This is a genomic window from Mesorhizobium sp. L103C131B0, assembly GCF_000502275.1.
In the GTDB taxonomy this organism is placed as follows: Bacteria; Pseudomonadota; Alphaproteobacteria; order Rhizobiales; family Rhizobiaceae; genus Mesorhizobium.
Genome location: NZ_AYXC01000013.1, coordinates 63506 through 84627, shown reverse-complemented (window position 1 = coordinate 84627; position 21122 = coordinate 63506). Strand labels below are relative to the sequence as shown.

At 63.2% G+C, this 21122-nt stretch carries 20 protein-coding genes and 1 pseudogene; 3 read left to right on the top strand and 18 right to left on the bottom strand.

The window, feature by feature from the left end; translation table 11 throughout:
- Window positions 1-4: 4 nt before the first annotated feature.
- From X730_RS144610 to rplS, 5 genes are all read right to left on the bottom strand, one after another.
- The gene (locus tag X730_RS144610; protein ID WP_023826889.1) at window positions 5-811 is read right to left on the bottom strand and encodes an amino acid ABC transporter permease; all 807 of its coding nucleotides are present in this window, start codon (window positions 809-811) and stop codon (window positions 5-7) included.
- Window positions 812-1053: 242 nt separating this feature from the next.
- Window positions 1054-1854, bottom strand: a complete 801-nt coding sequence (locus X730_RS144615; RefSeq protein WP_023687705.1) for a transporter substrate-binding domain-containing protein — start codon at window positions 1852-1854, stop codon at window positions 1054-1056.
- 237 nt (window positions 1855-2091) lie between these two features.
- A complete protein-coding gene (locus X730_RS144620; RefSeq protein WP_023826888.1) occupies window positions 2092-2589 on the bottom strand; it encodes a MarR family transcriptional regulator in 498 nt (165 codons plus the stop codon).
- Complete coding sequence (locus tag X730_RS144625; protein ID WP_023694503.1) at window positions 2586-3014, bottom strand: organic hydroperoxide resistance protein; 429 nt, start codon at window positions 3012-3014, stop codon at window positions 2586-2588. The genes X730_RS144620 and X730_RS144625 overlap by 4 nt, the downstream gene beginning before the upstream one ends.
- A gap of 154 nt (window positions 3015-3168) precedes the next feature.
- Window positions 3169-3729 carry a 50S ribosomal protein L19 gene (gene rplS / locus X730_RS144630; protein ID WP_023670525.1) on the bottom strand — a complete coding sequence of 187 codons (561 nt, stop codon included), beginning with the start codon at window positions 3727-3729 and terminating at the stop codon, window positions 3169-3171.
- A 326-nt stretch (window positions 3730-4055) separates the two neighbouring features.
- On the opposite strand from rplS, the gene X730_RS144635 reads away from it, so the two are divergent.
- Window positions 4056-4808 carry a sulfite exporter TauE/SafE family protein gene (locus X730_RS144635; protein ID WP_023826887.1) on the top strand — a complete coding sequence of 251 codons (753 nt, stop codon included), beginning with the start codon at window positions 4056-4058 and terminating at the stop codon, window positions 4806-4808.
- Here the strand turns inward: X730_RS144635 and trmD are convergent.
- Complete coding sequence (trmD, locus tag X730_RS144640) at window positions 4790-5488, bottom strand: tRNA (guanosine(37)-N1)-methyltransferase TrmD (protein ID WP_023826886.1); 699 nt, start codon at window positions 5486-5488, stop codon at window positions 4790-4792. The two genes, X730_RS144635 and trmD, sit on opposite strands and share 19 nt — an antisense overlap.
- Complete coding sequence (gene rimM, locus X730_RS144645; protein ID WP_023687702.1) at window positions 5485-6084, bottom strand: ribosome maturation factor RimM; 600 nt, start codon at window positions 6082-6084, stop codon at window positions 5485-5487. The genes trmD and rimM overlap by 4 nt, the downstream gene beginning before the upstream one ends.
- A gap of 118 nt (window positions 6085-6202) precedes the next feature.
- Here rimM and X730_RS144650 point away from each other — a divergent pair, with 118 nt between their 5' ends.
- Together X730_RS144650 and X730_RS144655 are read left to right on the top strand one after the other, a co-directional pair.
- Window positions 6203-7141 carry a tyrosine recombinase XerC gene (locus tag X730_RS144650; protein WP_023747380.1) on the top strand — a complete coding sequence of 313 codons (939 nt, stop codon included), beginning with the start codon at window positions 6203-6205 and terminating at the stop codon, window positions 7139-7141.
- Between the two features lie 73 nt (window positions 7142-7214).
- Window positions 7215-8276: a TraB/GumN family protein gene (locus X730_RS144655; protein WP_023826885.1), complete on the top strand. Its 1062-nt coding sequence runs from the start codon at window positions 7215-7217 to the stop codon at window positions 8274-8276.
- A gap of 847 nt (window positions 8277-9123) precedes the next feature.
- Here X730_RS144655 and lpdA read toward each other — a convergent pair.
- The 11 genes and pseudogenes from lpdA to mdh all read right to left on the bottom strand — a co-directional run bounded on the left by lpdA (window position 9124) and on the right by mdh (window position 20971).
- Window positions 9124-10530 (bottom strand): dihydrolipoyl dehydrogenase, encoded by a 1407-nt coding sequence (lpdA, locus tag X730_RS144660; RefSeq protein WP_023826884.1) that lies wholly within the window; start codon window positions 10528-10530, stop codon window positions 9124-9126.
- Between the two features lie 23 nt (window positions 10531-10553).
- Window positions 10554-11309, bottom strand: a complete 756-nt coding sequence (locus X730_RS144665) for an SDR family oxidoreductase (protein WP_023826883.1) — start codon at window positions 11307-11309, stop codon at window positions 10554-10556.
- Window positions 11306-11660: pseudogene (locus X730_RS01000000164630) on the bottom strand (hypothetical protein). The gene X730_RS144665 and the pseudogene X730_RS01000000164630 overlap by 4 nt, the downstream one beginning before the upstream one ends.
- Complete coding sequence (locus X730_RS144670) at window positions 11657-12394, bottom strand: DUF4241 domain-containing protein (protein ID WP_050485860.1); 738 nt, start codon at window positions 12392-12394, stop codon at window positions 11657-11659. The pseudogene X730_RS01000000164630 and the gene X730_RS144670 overlap by 4 nt, the downstream one beginning before the upstream one ends.
- A 16-nt stretch (window positions 12395-12410) precedes the next feature.
- Window positions 12411-13703 carry a 2-oxoglutarate dehydrogenase complex dihydrolipoyllysine-residue succinyltransferase gene (odhB, locus tag X730_RS144675; RefSeq protein WP_023670535.1) on the bottom strand — a complete coding sequence of 431 codons (1293 nt, stop codon included), beginning with the start codon at window positions 13701-13703 and terminating at the stop codon, window positions 12411-12413.
- A gap of 105 nt (window positions 13704-13808) precedes the next feature.
- Window positions 13809-16796, bottom strand: coding sequence for a 2-oxoglutarate dehydrogenase E1 component (locus tag X730_RS144680; protein ID WP_031197134.1), 2988 nt, complete (start codon window positions 16794-16796; stop codon window positions 13809-13811).
- A 203-nt stretch (window positions 16797-16999) separates the two neighbouring features.
- The gene (sucD, locus tag X730_RS144685) at window positions 17000-17905 is read right to left on the bottom strand and encodes a succinate--CoA ligase subunit alpha (RefSeq protein WP_023821961.1); all 906 of its coding nucleotides are present in this window, start codon (window positions 17903-17905) and stop codon (window positions 17000-17002) included.
- Between the two features lie 12 nt (window positions 17906-17917).
- A complete protein-coding gene (locus X730_RS144690; protein ID WP_023821960.1) occupies window positions 17918-18409 on the bottom strand; it encodes a DUF1579 family protein in 492 nt (163 codons plus the stop codon).
- Window positions 18410-18411: 2 nt separating this feature from the next.
- Window positions 18412-18783, bottom strand: coding sequence for a cupin domain-containing protein (locus tag X730_RS144695; protein WP_023738005.1), 372 nt, complete (start codon window positions 18781-18783; stop codon window positions 18412-18414).
- Between the two features lie 6 nt (window positions 18784-18789).
- Entirely contained in the window at window positions 18790-19983 is a 1194-nt protein-coding gene (sucC, locus tag X730_RS144700; protein WP_023745421.1) for an ADP-forming succinate--CoA ligase subunit beta, read from the bottom strand.
- Window positions 19984-20002: 19 nt separating this feature from the next.
- Window positions 20003-20971: a malate dehydrogenase gene (gene mdh, locus X730_RS144705; protein ID WP_023670541.1), complete on the bottom strand. Its 969-nt coding sequence runs from the start codon at window positions 20969-20971 to the stop codon at window positions 20003-20005.
- Window positions 20972-21122: the final 151 nt, after the last annotated feature.

Below are 21122 nucleotides of genomic sequence, written 5' to 3'. Positions count from 1 at the left end.
ACTTCTATTCCTGCTGCGCCCGCCGCAGTCGTTGCTCCAGCCCCCGCAGTGCCAGCGACAGGCTGACAGTGAGGATGAGATAGATATAGGCGACGATCGAATAGGTCTCGAAGAAGCGGAACGAGCCGGCGGCGTAGATCTTGCCCATCTGCGTGATGTCGGCGACGCCGAGCACCGAGACCAGCGAGGAATCCTTGACCATGGCGACGAAGTCATTGCCGAGCGGCGGCAGGATGGTGCGGATCGCCTGTGGGAACACGATCAGCCGGAAGCGCTGCGTGCGCGTCAGCCCGAGCGCCTTGGCAGCCTCGATCTGGCCTTTCTCGACTGACTGGATGCCGGCGCGGAAGACCTCGGAGATGAAGGCGGAATAACCGATGGTCAGCGCCATGATCGCACGCCACAACAGCGACACGTCGCGCACCAAAAGCTCGCCGAGATAGCCGGCGTTTTGCAGCGGCGCGGTCAGCGCATTCCACGCAGCCACGAAGGCCGGCGCGCCGGCGAAGGCGATCCAGAACAACAGCACCAGGATCGGCACGCCGCGGATGATCTCGACATAGAAACGAGCGATCTGCTTGAGCCAACGCGACCCCGACAGCCCCATCAGCGCAATGCCGAGCCCGACGGCGGAAGCCAGCGCGAAGGCGACCACGGTGACAAGAATGGTGATGCCGATGCCTTTGGCGACGGTGGCAAAAACCTGGGCGTAGAGATCGCTGGCGGCAATGCAGAGCGCAGCCACGATGGCGAGCGCGATCGCAGCGGCAAGCCACCAGGGGAAATCGGATTTTGGGGTTGAGGCGAGCATCAATGCCCAACGCTGGTGAACAGCTGCGCTCGCAAGATCTGCCGATCTCCCCCCTTGCGGGGGAGATGTCCGGCAGGACAGAGGGGGGTGCTGTCCCTCCAACCTGTCAAACGGTTACAGTCACAACCTTTGGCCTCTTTGGAAAAGCTCAAAACAAAAGGGAGGCGATCCTTCACACCCCCCTCTGCCCTGCCGGGCATCTCCCCCGCAAGGGGGGTCAGCGGCCGTCGCGCCAAGACGGCCTACTGCCCCATCTTGTAGTCGAGAAACCACTTCTTGTTCAGCGCCTCGATCGTGCCGTCGGCCTTCAGCGCCGCGATCGCCGCGTTGACCGGCTTCACCAGGTCCGAGCCCTTCGGGAAGATGAAGCCAAAATCCTCGGTGCCGAGCGGGCCGCCGATCAGCTTGAGCTTGCCGCCGGAGGCATCGACATAGCCTTTGCCGGCGGTGCCGTCGGTCAGGACGACATCGACGTCGCCGGATTTCAGTGCCTGCACCGAAGCGCCGAAGGTCTCGAACTGCTTGATGCGCGGGTTCTGCTCATTGCCGTCGAGCACGCTGTAGACGGCGGTGTAGAACGGCGTCGTTCCGGCCTGCGCGCCGATCAACCCGTCCTTGAAGGCGGCGAAGGTCTTGGCGTCGGTGAAGCGGCTTTCATCGGCGCGCACCAGCATGAACTGCTCCGAACGCATATAGGGGTCGGAGAAATCGACCTTCTCCTTTCGGTCGTCCTTGATGGTGATGCCGGTCATGCCAATGTTGTACTGGTTGTCGGAAACCGCCTGGATCATCGCGTCCCAGGAGGTGTTCTGGTACTCCACCTTGAAGTTCAGCCGCTTGGCGATTTCGTCCATCGCGTCATACTCCCAGCCGATCTGCTTGCCGGTCTTGGCGTCGATGAACTGCAGCGGCGGATAGGCGTTTTCCGTCACCACCACGACCTTCTTGCCGCCGAGATCGGGCAGCGCATCGGCCGCCCATGCAGCGACGGGCGCGAGGAAACAGGCCGCGAGGGCGGCCAGCAGCAGCTTCGATTTGGTCATGACACGCTCCAGGATGAGAAGCCCGCTTGCAGCCGGGCTCGCATGAAAATCCAGGCGCGACTTTAGCCGTCCGCAGACGGCTTGCAAGCCGGTCCGGTGCTCAGCGTCCGGTGAAAGCGGATTCCAATGCCTTCAACCAACGCGGTTTTAGAACGCCCCGTGGTCGGAATTTATTCCGTGATTGCGCCGCCGGCAAACCAGGCCCCTCCTGGACACGGGAACCCGTCAGATGACGGATCAGGATGGTGACGTAGCCTCACGCAGCTTGGCGACAAATCCGGTCAAGGTCCGGTGCAGCGACTTCAGCTCCTCGACTTCCAGCGGCATGGCGCAGGCAAGGCCTGCGGATACGTCCTTGATGCGGGCGCGCAGCGCCTGGCCCTTGGCAGTCGGTTCGACCAGCACGCGGCGCTCGTCGGCCGGATCGCGACGGCGGGTGACGAGACCAGCCGCTTCCATCCGCTTGAGCAGAGGCGTCAATGTCGCCGAATCCAGCCCCAGCGCCTCGCCGAGTTCGCCGACCGTGCTCGGCGCATGCTGCCACAGCGCCAGCATCGCCAAATATTGCGGATAGGTCAGGCCGAGCGGGTCAAGCAGCGGCCGATAGAGCTTGGTCATCAGCCCGCTGGCCGAATAGAGCGCGAAGCAGAGCTGCTGGTCGAGGCGCGGAACGGCGATCTTCCCGGCGGTGTCCGCCGGGACTTCGCTGGCCCTGGTTTCGGTCTTCGTCGTCATGCTGCCTTTGCCGGAAGCGCCACGGTCGAAAGCGCCACCTCGATATTGCCTTTAATCGCATTGGAATAGGGGCAAATCTGATGCGCTGCCGATACAAGCGCTTCCGCCGCCGCCTGATCAAGGCCTTTGGTCTCCGCGGCCAGTGCGACACCAAGTTTGAAGCCTTCACCATTGGGAAGCAGGCTGACGGTGGCGCTCACCGCCGCATCGTCCAGCGGCAGCTTCTGCTTGCGCGCGACGAAGCGGATGGCGCTTTCGAAGCAGGCGGCATAGCCGACCGCGAACAGCTGCTCGGGATTGGTGGCGCCACCCTGTCCGCCGAGCTCCTTCGGCAAAGCGAGGTCGACCTTCAGCAGGCCGTCGCTGGTCTCGCCGTGGCCGGCGCGGCCGCCGGTGACGCGAGCCTGTGTGGTGTAGAGTGCCATGTCAGTTCTCCATTTGCTTTGTATACGATCATTTAGTGTACAAGATAATTCGAGTCAACAGCCGTGGCGCAACTCTCGGCCGGCAATCGTTCACAGTCTGGTGAAACGAAAAAAGGCGGCCGAAGCCGCCTTTTCAAAATCCTTGGTCGAGATCTTATTCGGCCGGGGTCGCTTCCGCGGCCTTTGCAGCCTCGTCGGCGGCCTTGGCGGCTTCGTCGGCGGCCTTCTTCTCGGCGGCTTCCTGCGCGGCCTTCTCGGCTGCCAGCGCCTGCACGGCGGCGATCTTCTCGGCCTCGATGCGGGCCTTCTCAGCGTTCAGCGCGTCGCGCTCCTCATCGTTCAGCTTGCGGGCGCGCACGCCGGTGTTTTCCGAAATACGGGCCGACTTGCCGCGACGGTCGCGCAAATAATAGAGCTTGGCGCGGCGCACCTTGCCGCGGCGCACGATCTCGACGCCCTCGACCATCGGCGAATAGACCGGGAACACGCGCTCGACGCCTTCGCCGTAGGAGATCTTGCGGACGGTGAAATTTTCCTGGAAGCCGGCGCCGGCGCGGGCGATGACGACGCCCTCATAGGCCTGGACGCGGGTGCGGGTGCCTTCGGTCACGCGGACCTGGACGCGCACGGTGTCGCCGGGCTGGAATTCGGGAAGCTTGCGCTTGGCTTCGATCTTGGCGGCCTGTTCGGCCTCGAGCTGACGGATGATATCCATGTCAGTAATCCACTTCTTGTTCTTCCGACAGTCAGAGCGTCCGACACTCGCCTTGCAGTTCCTATGACCGCTCGGCTATGCCTTTTGTCCAGAGACATCTTGTCTTCGAAACATTGGGCAGGGGCGACTACACCGTCATTGTTGACGGGTCCGGGAGATTTTTCTCGCCAGTACGGGCGGGCACATACAGCTATTTCGAGGCTTTGTCACGCCTTGGCCCTGTCTTTTTTGGTCGCATGCCACCACGCAATCGTCCAGTGCGGGGTTGCGCCGACCCTTCAAGCTTCCTAATCCGGGGGGCAGCACTCTTGTCCGGCGGCCTCACAATGTCTGTTTTCGACGCAGTCCTGCTCTTCCTCGCGGGTTTTCTGTCAGGCGCCGTCAACGCCGTTGCCGGCGGCGGCACCTTCATCACCTTCGGCGCCATGACGCTGGCCGGCCTGCCGCCGATCGTCGCCAACGCCACCTCTTCGGTGACGCAGTTTCCCGGTTACATCACCTCGACGCTGGCTTACTGGACCGACATCAAGCATTTCTGGCGCGGCGCGCTGCTGCTCTGTCTTATCTCGGCTTTGGGTGCGCTGGCCGGTGCGCTCATCCTGCTGGCGCTCTCCAACCCGTCGTTCCGCGCCTTGGTGCCGTGGCTGCTGCTGGCCGCAACCGCCTTGTTCGCCGCCGGGCCGTGGCTGAAACCGGCGCCGAAGCCTGGGCATGAAGCCACGGTCGGCTCGCTGGCCGGTTCGCTGGCACAGTTCACCACCGCCATCTATGGCGGCTTCTTCGGCGCCGGCATGGGCGTGATGATGCTGGCGACGCTCGGCCTGACGCAAGCCGGCGACTATCACCGGCTGAACGCGCTGAAGAACATGCTGGCCGTGGTCATCGCCGCCGTTGCCATATTGGTCTTCGTCTCCGGCGGCGTCGTCGCCTGGCCGCAGGCGATTGTCATGATCCCCGGCGGCGCGCTCGGCGGCTATGCCGGCGTCTGGATCGCCAAGCGCGTGCCGCAAAACGCAGTACGCGGCTTCGTCATCGCCGTCGGCCTGTTTCTCGCCGTCTACTATTTTGCCAAGGGCTGAGCGGCGAGCAAATCCGGCCGGCGCTCCCTGGTCAGCTTCTCGGACTCCGCACGCCGCCAGGCGGCGATCTTCTTGTGGTTGCCGGAGACCAGCACGTCGGGGATCGGCCTGCCCTCGAACTCCTGTGGCCGCGTGTAATGCGGGTGTTCGAGCAGGCCGTTCTCGAAACTTTCTTCCTCGCCCGACACCGCATTGCCCATGACGCCGGGCAACAGCCGCACAACGGCGTCGATCAGCACAAGCGCCGCCGGCTCGCCGCCCGACAGGATGAAATCGCCGATGGAGACCTCTTCCAGTCCACGCGCCTCGATCAGCCGCTGGTCGACGCCCTCGAACCGGCCGCAAACGATGACGGCGCCTGGCCCGCCAGCCAGTTCGCGCACGCGCGCCTGCGTCAGCGGCTTTCCACGCGGGCTCATCAGCAAACGCGGCCGCGGATCGCCCGCCGGCGACGTGTGGTCGATCGCCTTGGCCAGCACATCTGCGCGCATCACCATGCCGGCGCCACCGCCGGCCGGCGTGTCGTCGACGGTGTGATGGCGATCGCTGGCGAAGGTGCGGATCTGGATAGCTTCCAGCGACCATGTCCCGACTTCGAGCGCCCGTCCGGCCAGCGACAGGCCTAGCCCGCCCGGAAACATCTCGGGATAGAGCGTCAGCACCGACGCCTTGAACGTCACCGGTTGCCTCCGGCTTCGCTCGGCCCGCGCGGTCGGCCCTTCGTGTCGAAATCTTCTTCGCGCGGCGCGTCGCCATCCTCATCTTCGACAAGGCCGGCGGCTGCCGGGTCGACGCGGAGAAAACCTTCGGCGATCGAAACCTGAGGCACGGCGACCTGGGTGAACGGGATCAGCACGCCCTTGCGCCCGCCGAGCGTGACGTCGAGAATGTCGCCGCCGCCGAAATTATGCACCGCCACCACCTTGCCGATGACCGCGTCCTTATCGTCGCGGACTTCAAGTCCGACGAGATCGGCGTGGTAGAATTCGTCCTCCTCGCCATCGTCGGGGAGCATCGAGCGGTCGACGAACAGCTCGGTTCCGGCCAGCGCCTCGGCGGCGTTGCGGTCGGCAATGCCCTTGAAGCGCACCACCACGACGGTGTTGGCGGGCCTGATGTCGATGATCTGGAAGGCGCGGCCGTCCTTGGCATAGAGCGGCCCATAATCGGCCAGCGCCATCGGCTCGCCAGTGAAAGTCTTCACCCGCAATTCGCCCTTGATGCCGTGGGCGGCGCCGATCACGGCCATTTGCACGGGGTTCTGGGGCTTCGACATGGCTGATATCCTTTGCCCTGCTCTAACGCCCTACCGGCGTCATTTCAATGATCGCCCGTGGCCATTTCAATGACAGGTTCTTCACCGCTTCCTAACCCGGCTGCCTGACAATGGCGGCATGCAGGAATTTCTCATCCCGGCAAAACCCGACCTCCAGGCAGCGCGCGAAAGCTGGCTGAAGATGCTGGCGCGCGAGCGCCGGCTGGCGCCGGCGACCGTCGAAGCCTATGAGCGCGACACGCGCCAGTTCCTGCATTTCCTCACAGGGCATTGCGGCGGCTCGCCTGGTCTTTCCGACATCGCCACTCTGCGCCCGGCCGATCTGCGCGGCTTTCTTGCCGCGCGGCGCAACGCCGGCGCCGGCGCCCGCACGCTCGGACGCGGCCTCGCCGGCATCCGCTCGCTGCTGCGCTTCCTCGAACGGCGCGGTCTCGCCAATGCCGCCGGTGCCGCTGCGTTGCGCGCGCCGCGCCAGCCGAAATCGCTGCCCAAGCCGCTGACCGCCAGCGATGCCAAACATGTCGTGTCGGTGGAAGGCCAGCTGGCTGAAGAGCCCTGGATCGCCGCCCGCAACGCCGCCGTGCTGACGCTGCTTTATGGATCGGGCCTGCGCATTTCCGAAGCGCTGGGCCTCAGCGCCGCCGACCTGGCATCGGAAGCCGACACCGTGCTGCGCGTCACCGGCAAGGGTGGCAAGACACGGCTGGTGCCGGTGCTGCCGGTGGCGCTCAGGGCAATCGCCGAATACCGAAAACTGTGTCCCTACCATCTCGATCCCAAGGGCCTGCTGTTTCGCGGCGCCCGGGGCGGGCCGCTCAACCCGGCCATCGTCCAGCGCGACATGGCCAGGCTGCGCTCGGCGCTGAACCTGCCCGACACCGCGACGCCGCACGCGTTGCGCCATTCCTTCGCCACCCATCTGCTCGGGCGCGGCGGCGACCTGCGCACCATCCAGGAACTGCTCGGCCACGCCAGTCTGTCGACGACGCAGGTCTATACCGGCGTCGACACGGCAAGGCTGCTCGAGATCTACGAATCTGCCCATCCCCGCGCGTGACACTGTATAAGTCCAGGACAATTTCCCCACGCCGGTTAACCGTTTCGCCGCTTTTCAGTCCTAGAACCGCACCATGAAAAGCGCCCTTGCCATCGCCGACCGCGCGGCCCTTGTGTCGCTGAAGCTGCTCGTCGCGCTCAACGCCCTGTTATTCCTGTCTTTTCTCGTCGCGCTGCTGCTTGCCATGGGCAAGGCGCATGCCGAAGCCCCGGCCTGCGCCGGCGCCGATCTGCTATCGGCCCTGCAGAAGGAAGACCCCGCCGCCTATGCCAGGATCGAGACGGAAGCAGCAGCGACGCTGAACGGCAAGGGCCTGTTGTGGAAGTTGGAGAAATCAGGCGAAAAGCCGTCCTTCCTGTTCGGCACCATGCACATGACCGACCCGCGCGTGACCACTCTGCCGCCGGCAGCCAGGAAAGCCTATGACGCTGCGGGCACCATCATCATCGAGACCACCGACGTGCTCGACAAGCAGAAGATGATGGAGGCCATGCTCAAGGAACCCGAGCTGATGATGTTCACCGACAACACGACGTTGTCGTCGCTGTTGTCGCCGGAGGATGCGGCGGTGGTGAACAAAGGGCTCGATGCGCGCGGCATTCCGCCGGCGAGCGTCTCCAAGATGAAGCCGTGGCTGCTGTCGGCCATGGTCGCGCTGCCGGTCTGTGAGGTCGCCCGTCAGGCAGGCGGCGCACCGGTTCTGGACGTCAAGCTGGCGCAGGACGCCAAGGCCTTGGGCAAGCCGGTGGAAGGGTTGGAGACCGCCGCCAGCCAGCTGCACGCCATGGCCTCGCTGCCGCTTGCGTTCCACATCAAGGGGCTGGTCGAAACCCTGAAGCTCGGCGACAAGATCAACGACATCAACGAAACCATGATCGTGCTTTACCAGCGCGGCGATACCGGCACCTTCTGGCCGCTGTTACGTTCGATCTCGCCCGACGACGAGGACGCAGGTTACGCCGAATTCGACCAGACGATGATCACCGACCGCAACAAGGTCATGGCCGACCATGCCGCACCTATCCTGGCCAAGGGCAACGCCTTCATGGCCGTCGGCGCCATGCATCTTCCCGGCCCCGAAGGCCTGGTCGAGGATTTTCGCAAAGCCGGCTATACCGTCATCGCCGTCGACTGAGCGGCACCCGTCTTGAATACCGAATCAGGTAAGGCCCGGCTCTGTCCGGTGCGCAACTGATTCGCAAAGCGAAGGTGGTTGGCCCTATTTTTGGCGGAAAAGGCCAGCTAAGCTCGTTCTACCTCGTTCGTGATTGATTTTGCGGGGGAAATACAGGCCAACAAGCGGTTGCGAATCAGAATTTTCCTGCGTTCGTCAATTTGAAGGCCTAGTATGAACCCGTTCAACGGTTGCGCGTTGAGGGGTGTTGATTGATGCTTTTCATCCACGGAGGACACTTTTATGGCGAACCCTAACGATCCAGCGCCCAGGTCGGGTGGTGGCAGCGGCTGGCTGATTGCGCTGGTCGTCGTCATCCTTGCGATTGTCGCGTACTATGTTTTCGGCAGAAGCGGCGAACATCCTGCGCCCGCAGAGCCGCCGGCAGCCAGCACACCGGCGCCCGCACCTGCACCGGCTGAGCCGATGAAGCCCGCCGAACCGGCTCCCGCACCAGCCCCTGCGCCCGCACCGGCTCCTGCGCCAGCCCCGGCGCCCGCGCCCGCTCCGGCGCCGAGCCCGTAATCTGGCCAACTGATCTGGCATCTTGATTCCAGCCAAGAACGGCCCGCTGAAAAGCGGGCCGTTTTGTTTGGGTGCCTATCAGCGAGCGTCGCGATTTCTTCACCGCCCCTCTGTGCTGCCGGACATCTCTCCTCAAGGGGGAGATCGGCTGTCTCACGAACAGCGCCGGGTTAGAAACGTGAGAAACTTGAAAGCTCGCGACGCGGCGGTGAAGTCCAATCTCCCCCCTTGAGGGGGAGATGGCCGGCAGGCCACAGGGGGGTGCTGTCCCTCCAGCGTTTCCTTAAATATGGATCGGCTTGAAGAACGTCGCCAGCGCCGCTTCCTTGACCGCTTCCGACATTGTCGGATGCGCGTGGCAGGTGCGGGCGAGGTCTTCCGAGGAGCCGCCGAACTCCATCAGCACCGCCGCCTCATGGATCATCTCGCCGGCGCCGAAGCCGACAATGTGGACGCCGAGCACGCGGTCGCTGGCTTTGTCGGCGAGGATCTTCACGAAGCCGTCCGTGTGCAGCATGGCGCGCGCGCGGCCGTTGGCGGTGAACGGGAATTTGCCCATCTTGTAGTCGATGCCGGCCTTCCTCAGCTCTTCCTCTGTCTTGCCGACCGAAGCGATTTCCGGGCTGGTGTAGACGACGCTCGGAATGACGTCGTAATTCACATGGCCGGCCTGGCCGGCAATGGTCTCGGCCACCGCCACGCCTTCATCCTCGGCCTTGTGCGCCAGCATCGGCCCGGCGATGACGTCGCCAATGGCGTAGATGCCGGCCACGTTGGTCCTGAGATGCCCGTCGGTCTTGACCCGGCCGCGCTCGTCGACCTCGACGCCGGCTTCCTTCAGTCCAAGGCTGTCCGAATATGCGCGGCGTCCGGTCGAGATCAGCACCGCGTCGGCCTCGATGGTCTCGGCCGCCCCGCCCTTGACCGGTTCGAAGGTGACGGTCGCGCCCTTCTTGGCCTTGGCAACGCCGGTCACCTTGGCGCCGAGCTTGAACTCGAAACCCTGCTTCGAAAGCAGGCGTTGGAACTGCTTGGAAACCTCGCCGTCCATGCCGCCGAGGATGGTGTCGAGGAATTCAACCACGGTGACCTTGGCGCCGAGCCGCGCCCAGACCGAGCCGAGCTCCAGCCCGATGACGCCGCCGCCGACCACCACCAGATGGCCAGGCACTTTCTCCAGCGACAGCGCGCCGGTCGACGATACGATCACCTTCTCGTCGATGTCGACCTTGACGCCGGGAATGCCGGCGACATCGGAGCCCGTGGCAATAACGATATTTTTCGTCTCGATCTCCTCGACCTTGCCGTCCTCAGCCGTCACCAACACCTTGCCGGCCGCAACCACCTTCCCGGTGCCACGGAAACTATCGATCTTGTTTTTCTTGAACAGGAAGGCGACGCCATTGACGTTGGCCGAAACGGTCGCGTCCTTGTGCGCCATCATCTTCTTCAGATTGAGTTTCGGCGCCGGTATCTCGACGCCCAGCCCATCGAAGGAATGGCCGGCCTCGGCGAACATCTCCGAGGCATAAAGCAGCGCCTTGGATGGGATGCAGCCGATGTTCAGGCAGGTGCCGCCGAAAGTGGCGTTCTTCTCGACCACCGCGACCTTGAGCCCGAGCTGTGCCGCCTTGATGGCACAGACATAGCCGCCCGGTCCCGACCCGATGATAACGACATCATAAGCCATGTTCGTTTCCCTTAGCTTGGGGCTCAGCGGCCGCCGCTTACATTCAGGATTGCGCCCGTCGTGTAGGACGCTTCATCCGACAAAAGATAGAGAACGGCATGCGCGACTTCATCCGCCGTGCCGGCTCGTTTCATCGGCAGCATGTCGCGGAACCGCTCGACCCGGTCCGGCTGGCCGCCCGAAGCGTGGATCTCGGTGTCGATGATGCCCGGCCGTATCGCATTGACCCGCACGCCTTCGGTCGCGACTTCGCGCGCCAGTCCGAGCGTGAAGGTGTCGATCGCCGCCTTGGACGCGGCATAGTCGACATATTCGCCTGGCGAGCCGTGTAGCGACGCAGCCGACGAGATGTTGACGATGGCGCCGCCCTGGCCGCCATGCTTGCTCGACATGCGCCGCACCGCTTCGCGGGCGCACAGAAACGAGCCGATGACATTGATGCGCATCATGCGCTCCAGCCGCGCCAGGCTCATCTCGTCGACACGCGCCTTGACGTCGACGATTCCGGCATTGTTGACCAGGGCGTCGAGCCGGCCATAGGCGCTATCGACGGCTTCGAACACGGCGACGATGTCAGCCTCGACGCCGACATCGCCCTTGACCGCTATCGCTTCACCGCCACCGGCCTCGATCTCGGCGACCAGCGCCTGGGCCGCGGCCTCGTTTGCGGCATAGTTGACCGCGACGCGGTAGCCGGCCTTCGCCGCAAGCCGGCAAGTGGCCGCACCAATGCCGCGGCCGCCGCCGGTGACCAGAAGAACTTTCTTCGCCGCGCTCATTCCTGGCAACCTTTCAGCAAAAACACATCCCACGGCAGTTTCGAAAAACCGATGGAGCCAAAGGCGGACGACATCTGCAACGATGGACCCAGATCGGGGAAGATCAGGCTCTGCGGCGCGTCCGTGCCTTCCGCCGCCAGGAGCGCGATGTTGCCCTTGTCGTCGGCGCTGTAGACGACACCCTGCCACACCGTGCAGCCGGCAAGCTCGTCACCGGTCAATGCCGGCCTCGCTTTCGGCATCGCCATAGACAGCAAGCGCCAGCGGGCAGGCGGCATGCGCCTCGTAACCCGCTGCGAGAACAGCCAGCCCGGCCATAAATCCGATCATTGGCGAAGCGATGTTTGTCATGAATTGCTCGGGCTGCTCTCGCGGCCGTCGGCGTTTTCGAGCACCTCGAAATCGGTCATCAAGACCAGCGGCTCGCCGGCCGCATCCAGTCCCCAGAAGGAATAATAGTTCCCATCACCGAAGCCAGTGTCGAACATGGCTATATTAAGCGGATTTCCATCAACCGGATTATCCATGCGGAACTTGTCGAACGAGCATGCAACGTCAGCAAGATAGCTGTCGAGTTCCTCCTGCTCGGACATCAGCGTCAGAACCGACTTGTCCATGAACGAAGCAACATTATCATCGACAATAAATCCAGACTTCCAGGACGATGTGCCGACGTCGCGGACGAAGGCAGCCAACTCCCACCGCACCGGCAAGCCAGTGCCAAACCGCAATACCGCTGCAGCAACACGGCCTTGCGCCTCAAGCAACGTGACTGGATAGCATCCCGGCCTGACCTTACGGCTAAACACAGGCCGTTCCAGCCCGGTAATCAGTGGATCGCAAGCGATGATTTCGCCGGTCGGTAGCTCAAGCTCACCGATCGCGGTGACGATGATCTTCCGCTCCGCCATTTCGGCTTCGCTGAGAGCGAAGACACCGAGATTGCTGCTCGCCGGCGCCGAATCCCATTCAGTCGATGTGGCCGGCGGAGAGATGGCGGCGGAAGCCGCCGGCCGGGAACGCCTCAATACGCTACCCGCTACTCGACCGAGCTTGAACCCAAACCGCGCCAGCCAGCCGCTCATGACGGATCAGCTCCGATCACAAATCAAGCACCAGCCGTTCGGGATCCTCCAGGCTATCCTTGACGCGGACCAGGAAGGTCACGGCTTCCTTGCCGTCGACGATACGGTGATCGTAGCTCAGCGCCAGGTACATCATCGGCCGGATCACGATCTGGCCGCCGACCACGACCGGCCGGTCCTGGATCTTGTGCATGCCCAAAATCCCGGACTGCGGCGCATTGAGGATCGGCGTCGACATCAGCGAGCCGTAGACGCCGCCGTTGGAGATCGTGAACGTGCCGCCTTGCATGTCGGCGACCGAGAGCTTGCCGTCACGCGCGGCGATGCCCAGCCGGCCGATATCCTTCTCGATCTCGGCAATCGACATTTGGTCGGCATTGCGCACCACTGGCACGACGAGACCCTTTTCGGTGCCGACGGCAACGCCGATATGGGCATAGTTCTTGAAGATGATGTCGGTGCCGTCGATCTCGGCATTGACCGAGGGGATTTCCTTCAATGCGTGCGTAACCGCCTTGGTGAAGAAGCCCATGAAGCCGAGCTTCACGCCATGCTTCTTCTCGAAGATGTCCTTGTACTTGGTCCTGAGCGCCATCACCGCCGACATGTCGACCTCGTTGAAGGTGGTCAGCATGGCGGCGGTCGACTGCGCTTCCTTCAGCCGGCGCGCAATGGTCTGGCGCAGCTTGGTCATGCGCACGCGCTCCTCGCGCGACGCATCGTCGCCCGAAGACGGCGCACGCACAGCGACCGGAGCCGGTGCGGCCTTCGGAATTTCGGCCGGCTGCGACGGCGCGCCCTTGGAAATCGCGTCGAGCACATCGCCCTTCAGCACCTGGCCGCGCTTGCCCGACCCGGAAACCTGGTCGACCGACAGATTGTTCTCGGCGATCAGCTTCGCGGCAGCTGGCGCCGGCGGCATGGTGCGCGGCTCGACCGGCCCGGCGTCGCCGGCTATCTTGGCGGTCTCAGCCGCAGCCTGCCTGGTCGTGTGCGCTGCGTCCGGGCTCGAAGCCTGCGACACCGCTTGCGGCTTGGTCTCCTGCTTGGACGCCGGGGCGGCCGTGGCGACGCCTGCCGAGATCGAACCCAGCAACGCGCCGACGCCAACGGTCTCGCCTTCCTTGGCGGTGATCTCGCCCAGCGTGCCGGCGGCGGCAGCAGGCACCTCCACCGTCACCTTGTCGGTTTCGAGCTCGACCAGCGGCTCGTCGACGGCAATGGCATCGCCGACCTTCTTGAACCACTTGCCGATGGTCGCCTCGGTGACGGATTCGCCGAGAGTGGGAACGCGGATTTCGGTAGCCATTGTGCCTGTTCCGTTTCTTCTCTGTCTGTTCTGTGTGCCGAGTTCTGTCTTTATGTTTTACGCAATTCCGGACGGAAAACCGCTCACACTTTTCCTGGAATTGCTCTATTCGCCAAGCGCGTCTTCGAGCAGGGCGGCGAGCTGCGCCAAATGCTTCGACATCAACCCGGTCGCCGGAGATGCCGCCGCAGGACGTCCGGTGTAGCGCACCCGCTGATGCTTGGCGTCGATGTGCGCCAGCACCCATTCCAGATACGGATCGATGAACGACCAGGCGCCCATGTTCTTGGGCTCTTCCTGGCACCACACCATCTCGGCATTACGGAAACGCGACAGTTCGGTGATCAGCGCCTTGGCCGGGAACGGATAGAGCTGTTCGACGCGCAAGAGATAGATGTCGTTGATGCCGCGCTTCTCGCGTTCCTCGTACAGGTCGTAATAGACCTTGCCCGAGCACAGCACGACGCGGCGGATCTTGGAATCCTTGGTGAGCTTGATCGTCTGGTTCTGCAGCAGCTGGGCATCGTCCCACAAAAGCCGGTGGAACGAGCTTTCGCCCGAAATCTCCGGCAGCGTCGACACTGCCCGCTTGTGGCGCAGCAGCGATTTCGGCGTCATCAGGATCAGCGGCTTGCGGAAGTCGCGCTTCAGCTGCCGGCGCAATATGTGGAAGTAGTTGGCCGGCGTGGTGCAGTTGGCGACTTGCATATTGTCTTCGGCGCAAAGCTGCAGAAAGCGCTCGAGCCGGGCCGAAGAATGCTCCGGACCCTGGCCTTCATAGCCATGCGGCAGCAGGCATACCAGGCCTGACATTCTGAGCCACTTGCGCTCGCCCGACGAGATGAACTGGTCGAACACCACCTGGGCGCCGTTGGCGAAATCGCCGAACTGCGCTTCCCAGAGCGTCAGCGCCTTCGGCTCGGCCAGGCTGTAGCCATATTCGAAGCCAAGCACCGCCTCTTCCGACAGCATCGAGTTGATGACTTCGTAGCCGGCCTGTGCCGCCGACAGATTGTTGAGCGGGATGTAGCGGGTCTCGTCCTTCTGGTCGTAGAGCACGGAATGGCGCTGCGAGAAGGTGCCCCGTTCTGAATCCTGGCCGGAGAGCCGGATCGGATTGCCGTCGAGCAGGATGGCGCCGAAGGCCAGCGCCTCGGCCGTCGACCAGTCGATGCCTTCGCCGGAGTCGATCGCCTGGCGGCGGTTTTCGAGGAAGCGGATGATGGTCTTGTGCGCCTCGAAACCCTTCGGCACCTCGGTCAGTTTCTTGCCGATGTCCTTCAGCACCTTGACCGGCACCGCGGTTTTCCCGCGGCGCTGTTCGTCCTGGTTGTCGGCGGTGCGCAGGCCGGACCAGGCACCGTCCAGCCAGTCGGCCTTGTTAGGCTTGTAGTGCTGGCCGACTTCCCATTCGGATTCCAGATGGGCGCGCCAGTCGGCCTTCATCTTGTCGAGTTCGGCCTGGCTGATGTGGCCCTCGGCGATCAGCCGCTCGCCATAGATCTGCACCGTCGTCTTGTGGTTGCGGATGTTGGCGTACATGATCGGCTGGGTGAAGGCTGGCTCGTCGCCCTCATTGTGGCCGAAGCGGCGATAGCAGAACATGTCCACCACCACCGGCTTGTGGAACTTCATGCGAAATTCGATCGCCACCTTGGTGGCATGCACCACCGCTTCCGGGTCGTCGCCATTGACGTGGAAGATCGGCGCCTCGATCATCTTGGCGACGTCGGACGGATAGGGCGACGAGCGCGAGAAGCGCGGATTGGTGGTGAAGCCGATCTGGTTGTTGATGATGAAATGCAGAGTGCCGGCGACGCGGTGGCCGCGCAACCCCGACAGGCCGAGGATTTCGGCAATCACACCTTGGCCGGCAAAGGCGGCATCGCCATGCAGAAGCAGCGGCAGCACCTTGGCGCGCTCTTCCAGCGGCACGATCTCCTCGCGGCTGCGGCCGAACAGATAGTCCTGCTTGGCGCGCGCCTTGCCCATCACAACCGGATCGACGATTTCCAGATGCGAGGGATTGGCGGTCAGCGACAGATGCACCTTGTTGCCGTCGAATTCGCGGTCCGACGAGGCGCCGAGATGGTACTTGACGTCGCCCGAGCCCTCGACCTCGTCAGGAGCGGCCGAGCCGCCCTTGAACTCGTGGAAGATGGCGCGGTGCGGCTTGGCCATCACCTGGGACAGCACGTTCAGCCGGCCGCGATGCGCCATGCCGAGCACGATCTCCTTCATGCCGAGCTGGCCGCCGCGCTTGATGATCTGCTCCAGCGCCGGGATCAGGCCTTCGCTACCATCGAGGCCGAAGCGCTTGGTACCCTTGTACTTGACATCGATGAACTGCTCGAAGCCTTCGGCCTCGACCAGCTTCTGCAGGATCGCTTTTTTTCCCGTAGCGGTGAAGGAAATCTCCTTGTCGGCACCCTCGATGCGCGCCTGGATCCAGGCCTTCTCCTCGGGATCGGAAATGTGCATGAACTCGACACCTAGCGTCGAGCAATAGGTGCGGGTCAGGATCTCCAGCATCTGCCGGATGGTGCCGAATTCGAGGCCGAGCACATTGTCGAGGAAGATCGGCCGGTCGTAGTCGGCTGCGGTAAAACCGTAATTTTCCGGCGACAGCTCGTTATAGTCCTCAAGCGGCTTGGCGATGCCGAGCGGGTCGAGATTGGCGTGCAGATGGCCGCGCATGCGGAAGGCGCGGATCATCATGATGGCGCGCACCGAATCGCGCGTCGCCTGATGCACGTCGGCATCCGATAGCACGACGCCATTGGTGACCGCCTTGTCCTTGACCTTCTTTTCCAGATGCTTCTCGACGATGCCCCAATTGCCGTCCAGCGCCGACACCAGTTCGCCATTGGCCTGCAGCGGCCAGGACGGCTTTGCCCAGGAAGCGCCCTTGGCGTTCTTGCGCACATCGCCGGCGTCGTCCTTCAGCCCGGCGAAGAAATCCTGCCATTCGGGGTTTACTGACTCTGGATCATCCTCATAGGAGGCATACAACGCGTCGATATAGTCGGCATTGCCGCCATACAGGAAAGAGGTGAGCGAAAATTGGTCGTTGGCCTGATCTTGTCTTGCCATTTTTGTCTGCNCATTGCCGCCATACAGGAAAGAGGTGAGCGAAAATTGGTCGTTGGCCTGATCTTGTCTTGCCATTTTTGTCTGCGGAGCCTGGCTCCGTCTCCTTTTCAAAAGCGAATAGTGAGTAGCGAATAGCGAGTAGGGATTTTTTCCGGGTCGCGCCGTTACTCTCTTTTCCCTATTCGCTATTCACTACTCGCTACTCACTTGGCCTTGATCGCCTCGACCAGCGTCGTGCCCAGACGCGCCGGCGATGGCGATACTTTAATGCCGGCCGATTCCATCGCCGCGATCTTGTCTTCCGCGCCGCCCTTGCCGCCGGAGATGACCGCGCCCGCATGGCCCATGGTGCGACCGGCCGGCGCGGTGCGCCCGGCGATGAAGCCCGCCATCGGCTTTTTGCGGCCGCGTTTGGCCTCGTCCTTGAGGAACTGCGCGGCGTCTTCCTCGGCCGAACCGCCGATCTCGCCGATCATGATGATCGACTTGGTCTCGTCGTCGGCGAGGAACATCTCGAGCACGTCGATGAACTCGGTGCCTTTGACGGGGTCGCCGCCGATACCGACGGCGGTCGTCTGGCCGAGGCCGACATTTGTGGTCTGGAACACTGCCTCATAGGTAAGCGTTCCCGAGCGCGAAACAACGCCGACCGAACCTTTGCGGAAGATGTTGCCGGGCATGATGCCGATCTTGCATTCGTCGGGGGTGAGCACACCAGGGCAGTTCGGGCCGATCAGCCGCGAGGTCGAGCGGTCGAGCCGCGCCTTGACCCTGACCATGTCCATCACCGGAATGCCTTCGGTGATGCAGACGATCAGCGGGATCTCGGCTTCGATGGCTTCGAGGATGGCTTCGGCGGCGCCCGTCGGCGGCACATAGACGACCGAGGCGTTGGCGCCGGTCTTTTCCTTGCCCTCGGCGACCGAGGCGAAGATCGGCAGGTTTTCGCCCTTGGCGCCGGTCCAGGTCTCGCCGCCCTTCTTGGGATGGATACCACCCACCATCTTGGTGCCGTGATAGGCCAAAGCCTGTTCGGTATGGAACGTGCCGGTCTTGCCGGTCAGGCCCTGAACCAGCACCTTGGTGTTCTTGTCGATGAGAATGGACATCGGAGCCCTTTTCTAAAAACCGTTGATCGAGGAAGGCGAAACGCGCCGGTAGACGCCGCTCACCATGTCTTGCCAGCTGTCGCTGCCGGCAGGTTTGAAATGCAGTCGCATCCGGTAGGCATCGGCATTGTCGAAAATATAGGTCACGCGCGCTGAGCCACGCGGCGACGACCGCTCCAGGACCAGCTCATCGCCGTTCCACGTTCCTGTGGCCGGCGTGGCCGGCACAAAACCCATGGAGTCGAACTGGTGCATGGTGAAGAGCCTGTTTGGCTGGTCGAAGCCGAACACGCTGTGCGAGCCAAACGAGACCGTGCCGTCGCGGCGCTGGCGATAGCGCTGGACCACGAACAGGCCGCCGAACTGTGGCTCTGTCAGCACCTCCGACGTCGCCGGTCCGCCATCGGCCCATTGCGTTTCCGCCACCTCTTCCTCGCCGCGCCACGCGCCGACGAGTGCCTGCAGGCGCTGGTGATCGGCCGAGAGCGAGGAGAACGCGTTCATGGTCAGAGCCGCTTCAGGTCGGAGACGGTGAGGTCGCTCTTGGCGTTGCCGGTGTTGAGCGTCGTTGCCGGCTCGAACATCAGCACCACCGGCTCGGCGGTCAGCGAGCGCGGCCGGTGCTCGACGCCCTTCGGCACGACGATGAAATCACCCTCGCCGAGTTCGACCGGACCGTCACGGAAATCGATGGCGATCCTGCCCCGCAGGACGAGGAAGGCTTCGTCCTCATGCTCATGCGCGTGCCAGTCGAAGGTCCCGCCGAACTTGGCGACCTTCGCCTGGCTGTCATTGACGTCGCCGGCGATATGCGGATCGAAGACCTTGGTGATCGTTCGATCCGCCGCCTCGACCAGGTTTATCTTGCGCGGAGGCATTCGCCTTCAGCCCTTCACCGCCGCCACGATCTTCTTGGCTGCGTCGTCGAGATCGTCGGCCGACACCACGTTGAGGCCGCTGTCGTTGATGATCTTCTTGCCGAGTTCGGCATTGGTGCCTTCGAGGCGCACCACCAGCGGCACTTCCAGACCGACTTCCTTGACCGCGGCAATCACGCCCTCGGCAATGATGTCGCACTTCATGATGCCGCCGAAGATGTTGATCAAGATGCCTTTGACCGCCGGATCCCGAGTGATGATCTTGAACGCCGCCGTCACCTTCTCCTTCGACGCGCCGCCGCCGACATCGAGGAAGTTGGCGGGCTCGGCGCCGTAGAGCTTGATGATGTCCATCGTCGCCATCGCGAGGCCGGCGCCATTGACCATGCAGCCGATATTGCCGTCGAGCGCGACATAGGCGAGGTCGTATTTCGACGCCTCGATCTCCTTCTCGTCCTCTTCGGTGGTGTCGCGCAATTCCATCAGTTCGGGGTGGCGAAACAGCGCGTTGTTGTCGAACGACACCTTGGCGTCCAGCACGCGCAGGCGGCCGTTTTTCATCACGATCAGCGGGTTGACCTCGAGCAGGCTCATGTCCTTCTCGACAAAGGCCTTGTAGAGGATCGGGAACAGCGTGCCGGCATCCTTGGCGGCATCGCCGTTTAGTCCCAGCGCTTCCACCAATATGTCGACGTCGATGGTCGTCACGCCGGCCAGCGGATCGATGGCGCGGGTGATGATCTTGTCCGGTGTGTCGTGGGCGACGCCTTCAATGTCCATGCCGCCCTCGGTCGAGACGACGAAAGCGATGCGGCCGACCGAGCGGTCGACCAGGATCGACAGATAAAGCTCGCGCTCGATGTCGGCGCCGTCCTCGATATAAAGACGGTTGACCTGCTTGCCGGCGGGGCCGGTCTGCTTGGTCACCAGCGTGTGGCCGAGCATCTCATTGGCGTTGGCAACGACTTCGGCAACCGACTTAGCCAGCCGCACGCCGCCCTTTGCGTCGGGCGACAGTTCCTTGAACTTCCCCTTGCCGCGGCCACCGGCGTGGATCTGGCTCTTCACCACATAGAGCGGGCCGGGCAGCGCTTGTGCCGCGGCTTCCGCTTCGCTTGCCTTGAACACCGGCACGCCTTCGGCCACCGGCGCGCCAAAGCTCTTCAGCAGCGCCTTGCCTTGATATTCATGGATGTTCATCTGGATGGTCTCCGGAGGATTATTTCGAGGCGAGATGCGGGGCGATCTTGACGCAGGCCTCGGTCAGGCCCTGCACCGTCGCCACCGAAGCGTCGAACATCTTCTGCTCGGCCTTGTTGAGGTCGATCTCGATGATGCGCTCGACGCCGCCGGCGCCGATGACCACGGGAACGCCGACATAGGTGCCCTTGACGCCATACTGGCCCGAGAGATGCGCAGCACAAGGCAGCACGCGCTTCTTGTCCTTGAGATAGGATTCGGCCATCGAAATTGCGGAAGCCGCCGGCGCGTAGAAGGCCGAGCCGGTCTTCAAGAGGCCAACGATCTCGGCGCCGCCGTCGCGGGTGCGCTGCACGATCTGGTCGAGCTTTTCCTTCGAGGTCCAGCCCATCTTGATGAGGTCCGGCAACGGAATGCCCGAAACCGTGGAGTAGCGGATCATCGGCACCATGGAATCACCGTGGCCGCCGAGCACGAAGGCGGTGACGTCCTCGACCGAGACCTTGAACTCCTCGGCCAGGAAATAGCGGAAGCGCGCGCTGTCGAGCACGCCGGCCATGCCGACGACATGGGTCTTGGGCAGGCCGGAAAACTTCTGCAGCGCCCAGACCATGGCGTCGAGCGGGTTGGTGATGCAGATGACGAAAGCCTTGGGCGCGTATTTCTTCAGCCCTGCGCCGACCTGTTCCATGACCTTGAGGTTGATGCCCAGCAGATCGTCGCGGCTCATACCCGGCTTGCGCGGCACGCCGGCAGTGACGATGCAGACATCGGCGCCCTCGATCCCGGCATAATCATTGACGCCGGTCAGCCGGGAGTCAAAACCATCGACCGGCGAAGACTGCGCGATATCGAGCCCCTTGCCTTGCGGGATGCCCTCGGCAATATCGAACAGCACCACGTCGCCGAGGTCCTTGAGGCCGATCATGTGAGCGAGCGTGCCGCCGATCATGCCGGAGCCGATGAGCGCTATCTTGTTGCGTGCCATGTGAGGAAATTTTCCCTTTGTCTGTGACGACGCCCAAAATCCCTGGCGATCTGTTGACGGCGTCGAGGAAGAGGCCGGAATGCTATGGTCTCAGCTAGATTTCGCCGCATCCAGTAGCCCCGGTGGAATATATATTCAATCGATTATTTTC

Coding starts and splice junctions, on each gene's coding strand:
- X730_RS144610 (WP_023826889.1), bottom strand. CDS start 811: ATGCTCGCCTCAACCCCAAAATCCGATTTCCCCTGGTGGCTTGCCGCT.
- X730_RS144615 (WP_023687705.1), bottom strand. CDS start 1,854: ATGACCAAATCGAAGCTGCTGCTGGCCGCCCTCGCGGCCTGTTTCCTC.
- X730_RS144620 (WP_023826888.1), bottom strand. CDS start 2,589: ATGACGACGAAGACCGAAACCAGGGCCAGCGAAGTCCCGGCGGACACC.
- X730_RS144625 (WP_023694503.1), bottom strand. CDS start 3,014: ATGGCACTCTACACCACACAGGCTCGCGTCACCGGCGGCCGCGCCGGC.
- rplS (WP_023670525.1), bottom strand. CDS start 3,729: ATGGATATCATCCGTCAGCTCGAGGCCGAACAGGCCGCCAAGATCGAA.
- X730_RS144635 (WP_023826887.1), top strand. CDS start 4,056: ATGTCTGTTTTCGACGCAGTCCTGCTCTTCCTCGCGGGTTTTCTGTCA.
- rimM (WP_023687702.1), bottom strand. CDS start 6,084: ATGTCGAAGCCCCAGAACCCCGTGCAAATGGCCGTGATCGGCGCCGCC.
- X730_RS144650 (WP_023747380.1), top strand. CDS start 6,203: ATGCAGGAATTTCTCATCCCGGCAAAACCCGACCTCCAGGCAGCGCGC.
- X730_RS144655 (WP_023826885.1), top strand. CDS start 7,215: ATGAAAAGCGCCCTTGCCATCGCCGACCGCGCGGCCCTTGTGTCGCTG.
- lpdA (WP_023826884.1), bottom strand. CDS start 10,530: ATGGCTTATGATGTCGTTATCATCGGGTCGGGACCGGGCGGCTATGTC.
- X730_RS144665 (WP_023826883.1), bottom strand. CDS start 11,309: ATGAGCGCGGCGAAGAAAGTTCTTCTGGTCACCGGCGGCGGCCGCGGC.
- X730_RS144670 (WP_050485860.1), bottom strand. CDS start 12,394: ATGAGCGGCTGGCTGGCGCGGTTTGGGTTCAAGCTCGGTCGAGTAGCG.
- odhB (WP_023670535.1), bottom strand. CDS start 13,703: ATGGCTACCGAAATCCGCGTTCCCACTCTCGGCGAATCCGTCACCGAG.
- X730_RS144680 (WP_031197134.1), bottom strand. CDS start 16,796: ATGGCAAGACAAGATCAGGCCAACGACCAATTTTCGCTCACCTCTTTC.
- sucD (WP_023821961.1), bottom strand. CDS start 17,905: ATGTCCATTCTCATCGACAAGAACACCAAGGTGCTGGTTCAGGGCCTG.
- X730_RS144690 (WP_023821960.1), bottom strand. CDS start 18,409: ATGAACGCGTTCTCCTCGCTCTCGGCCGATCACCAGCGCCTGCAGGCA.
- X730_RS144695 (WP_023738005.1), bottom strand. CDS start 18,783: ATGCCTCCGCGCAAGATAAACCTGGTCGAGGCGGCGGATCGAACGATC.
- sucC (WP_023745421.1), bottom strand. CDS start 19,983: ATGAACATCCATGAATATCAAGGCAAGGCGCTGCTGAAGAGCTTTGGC.
- mdh (WP_023670541.1), bottom strand. CDS start 20,971: ATGGCACGCAACAAGATAGCGCTCATCGGCTCCGGCATGATCGGCGGC.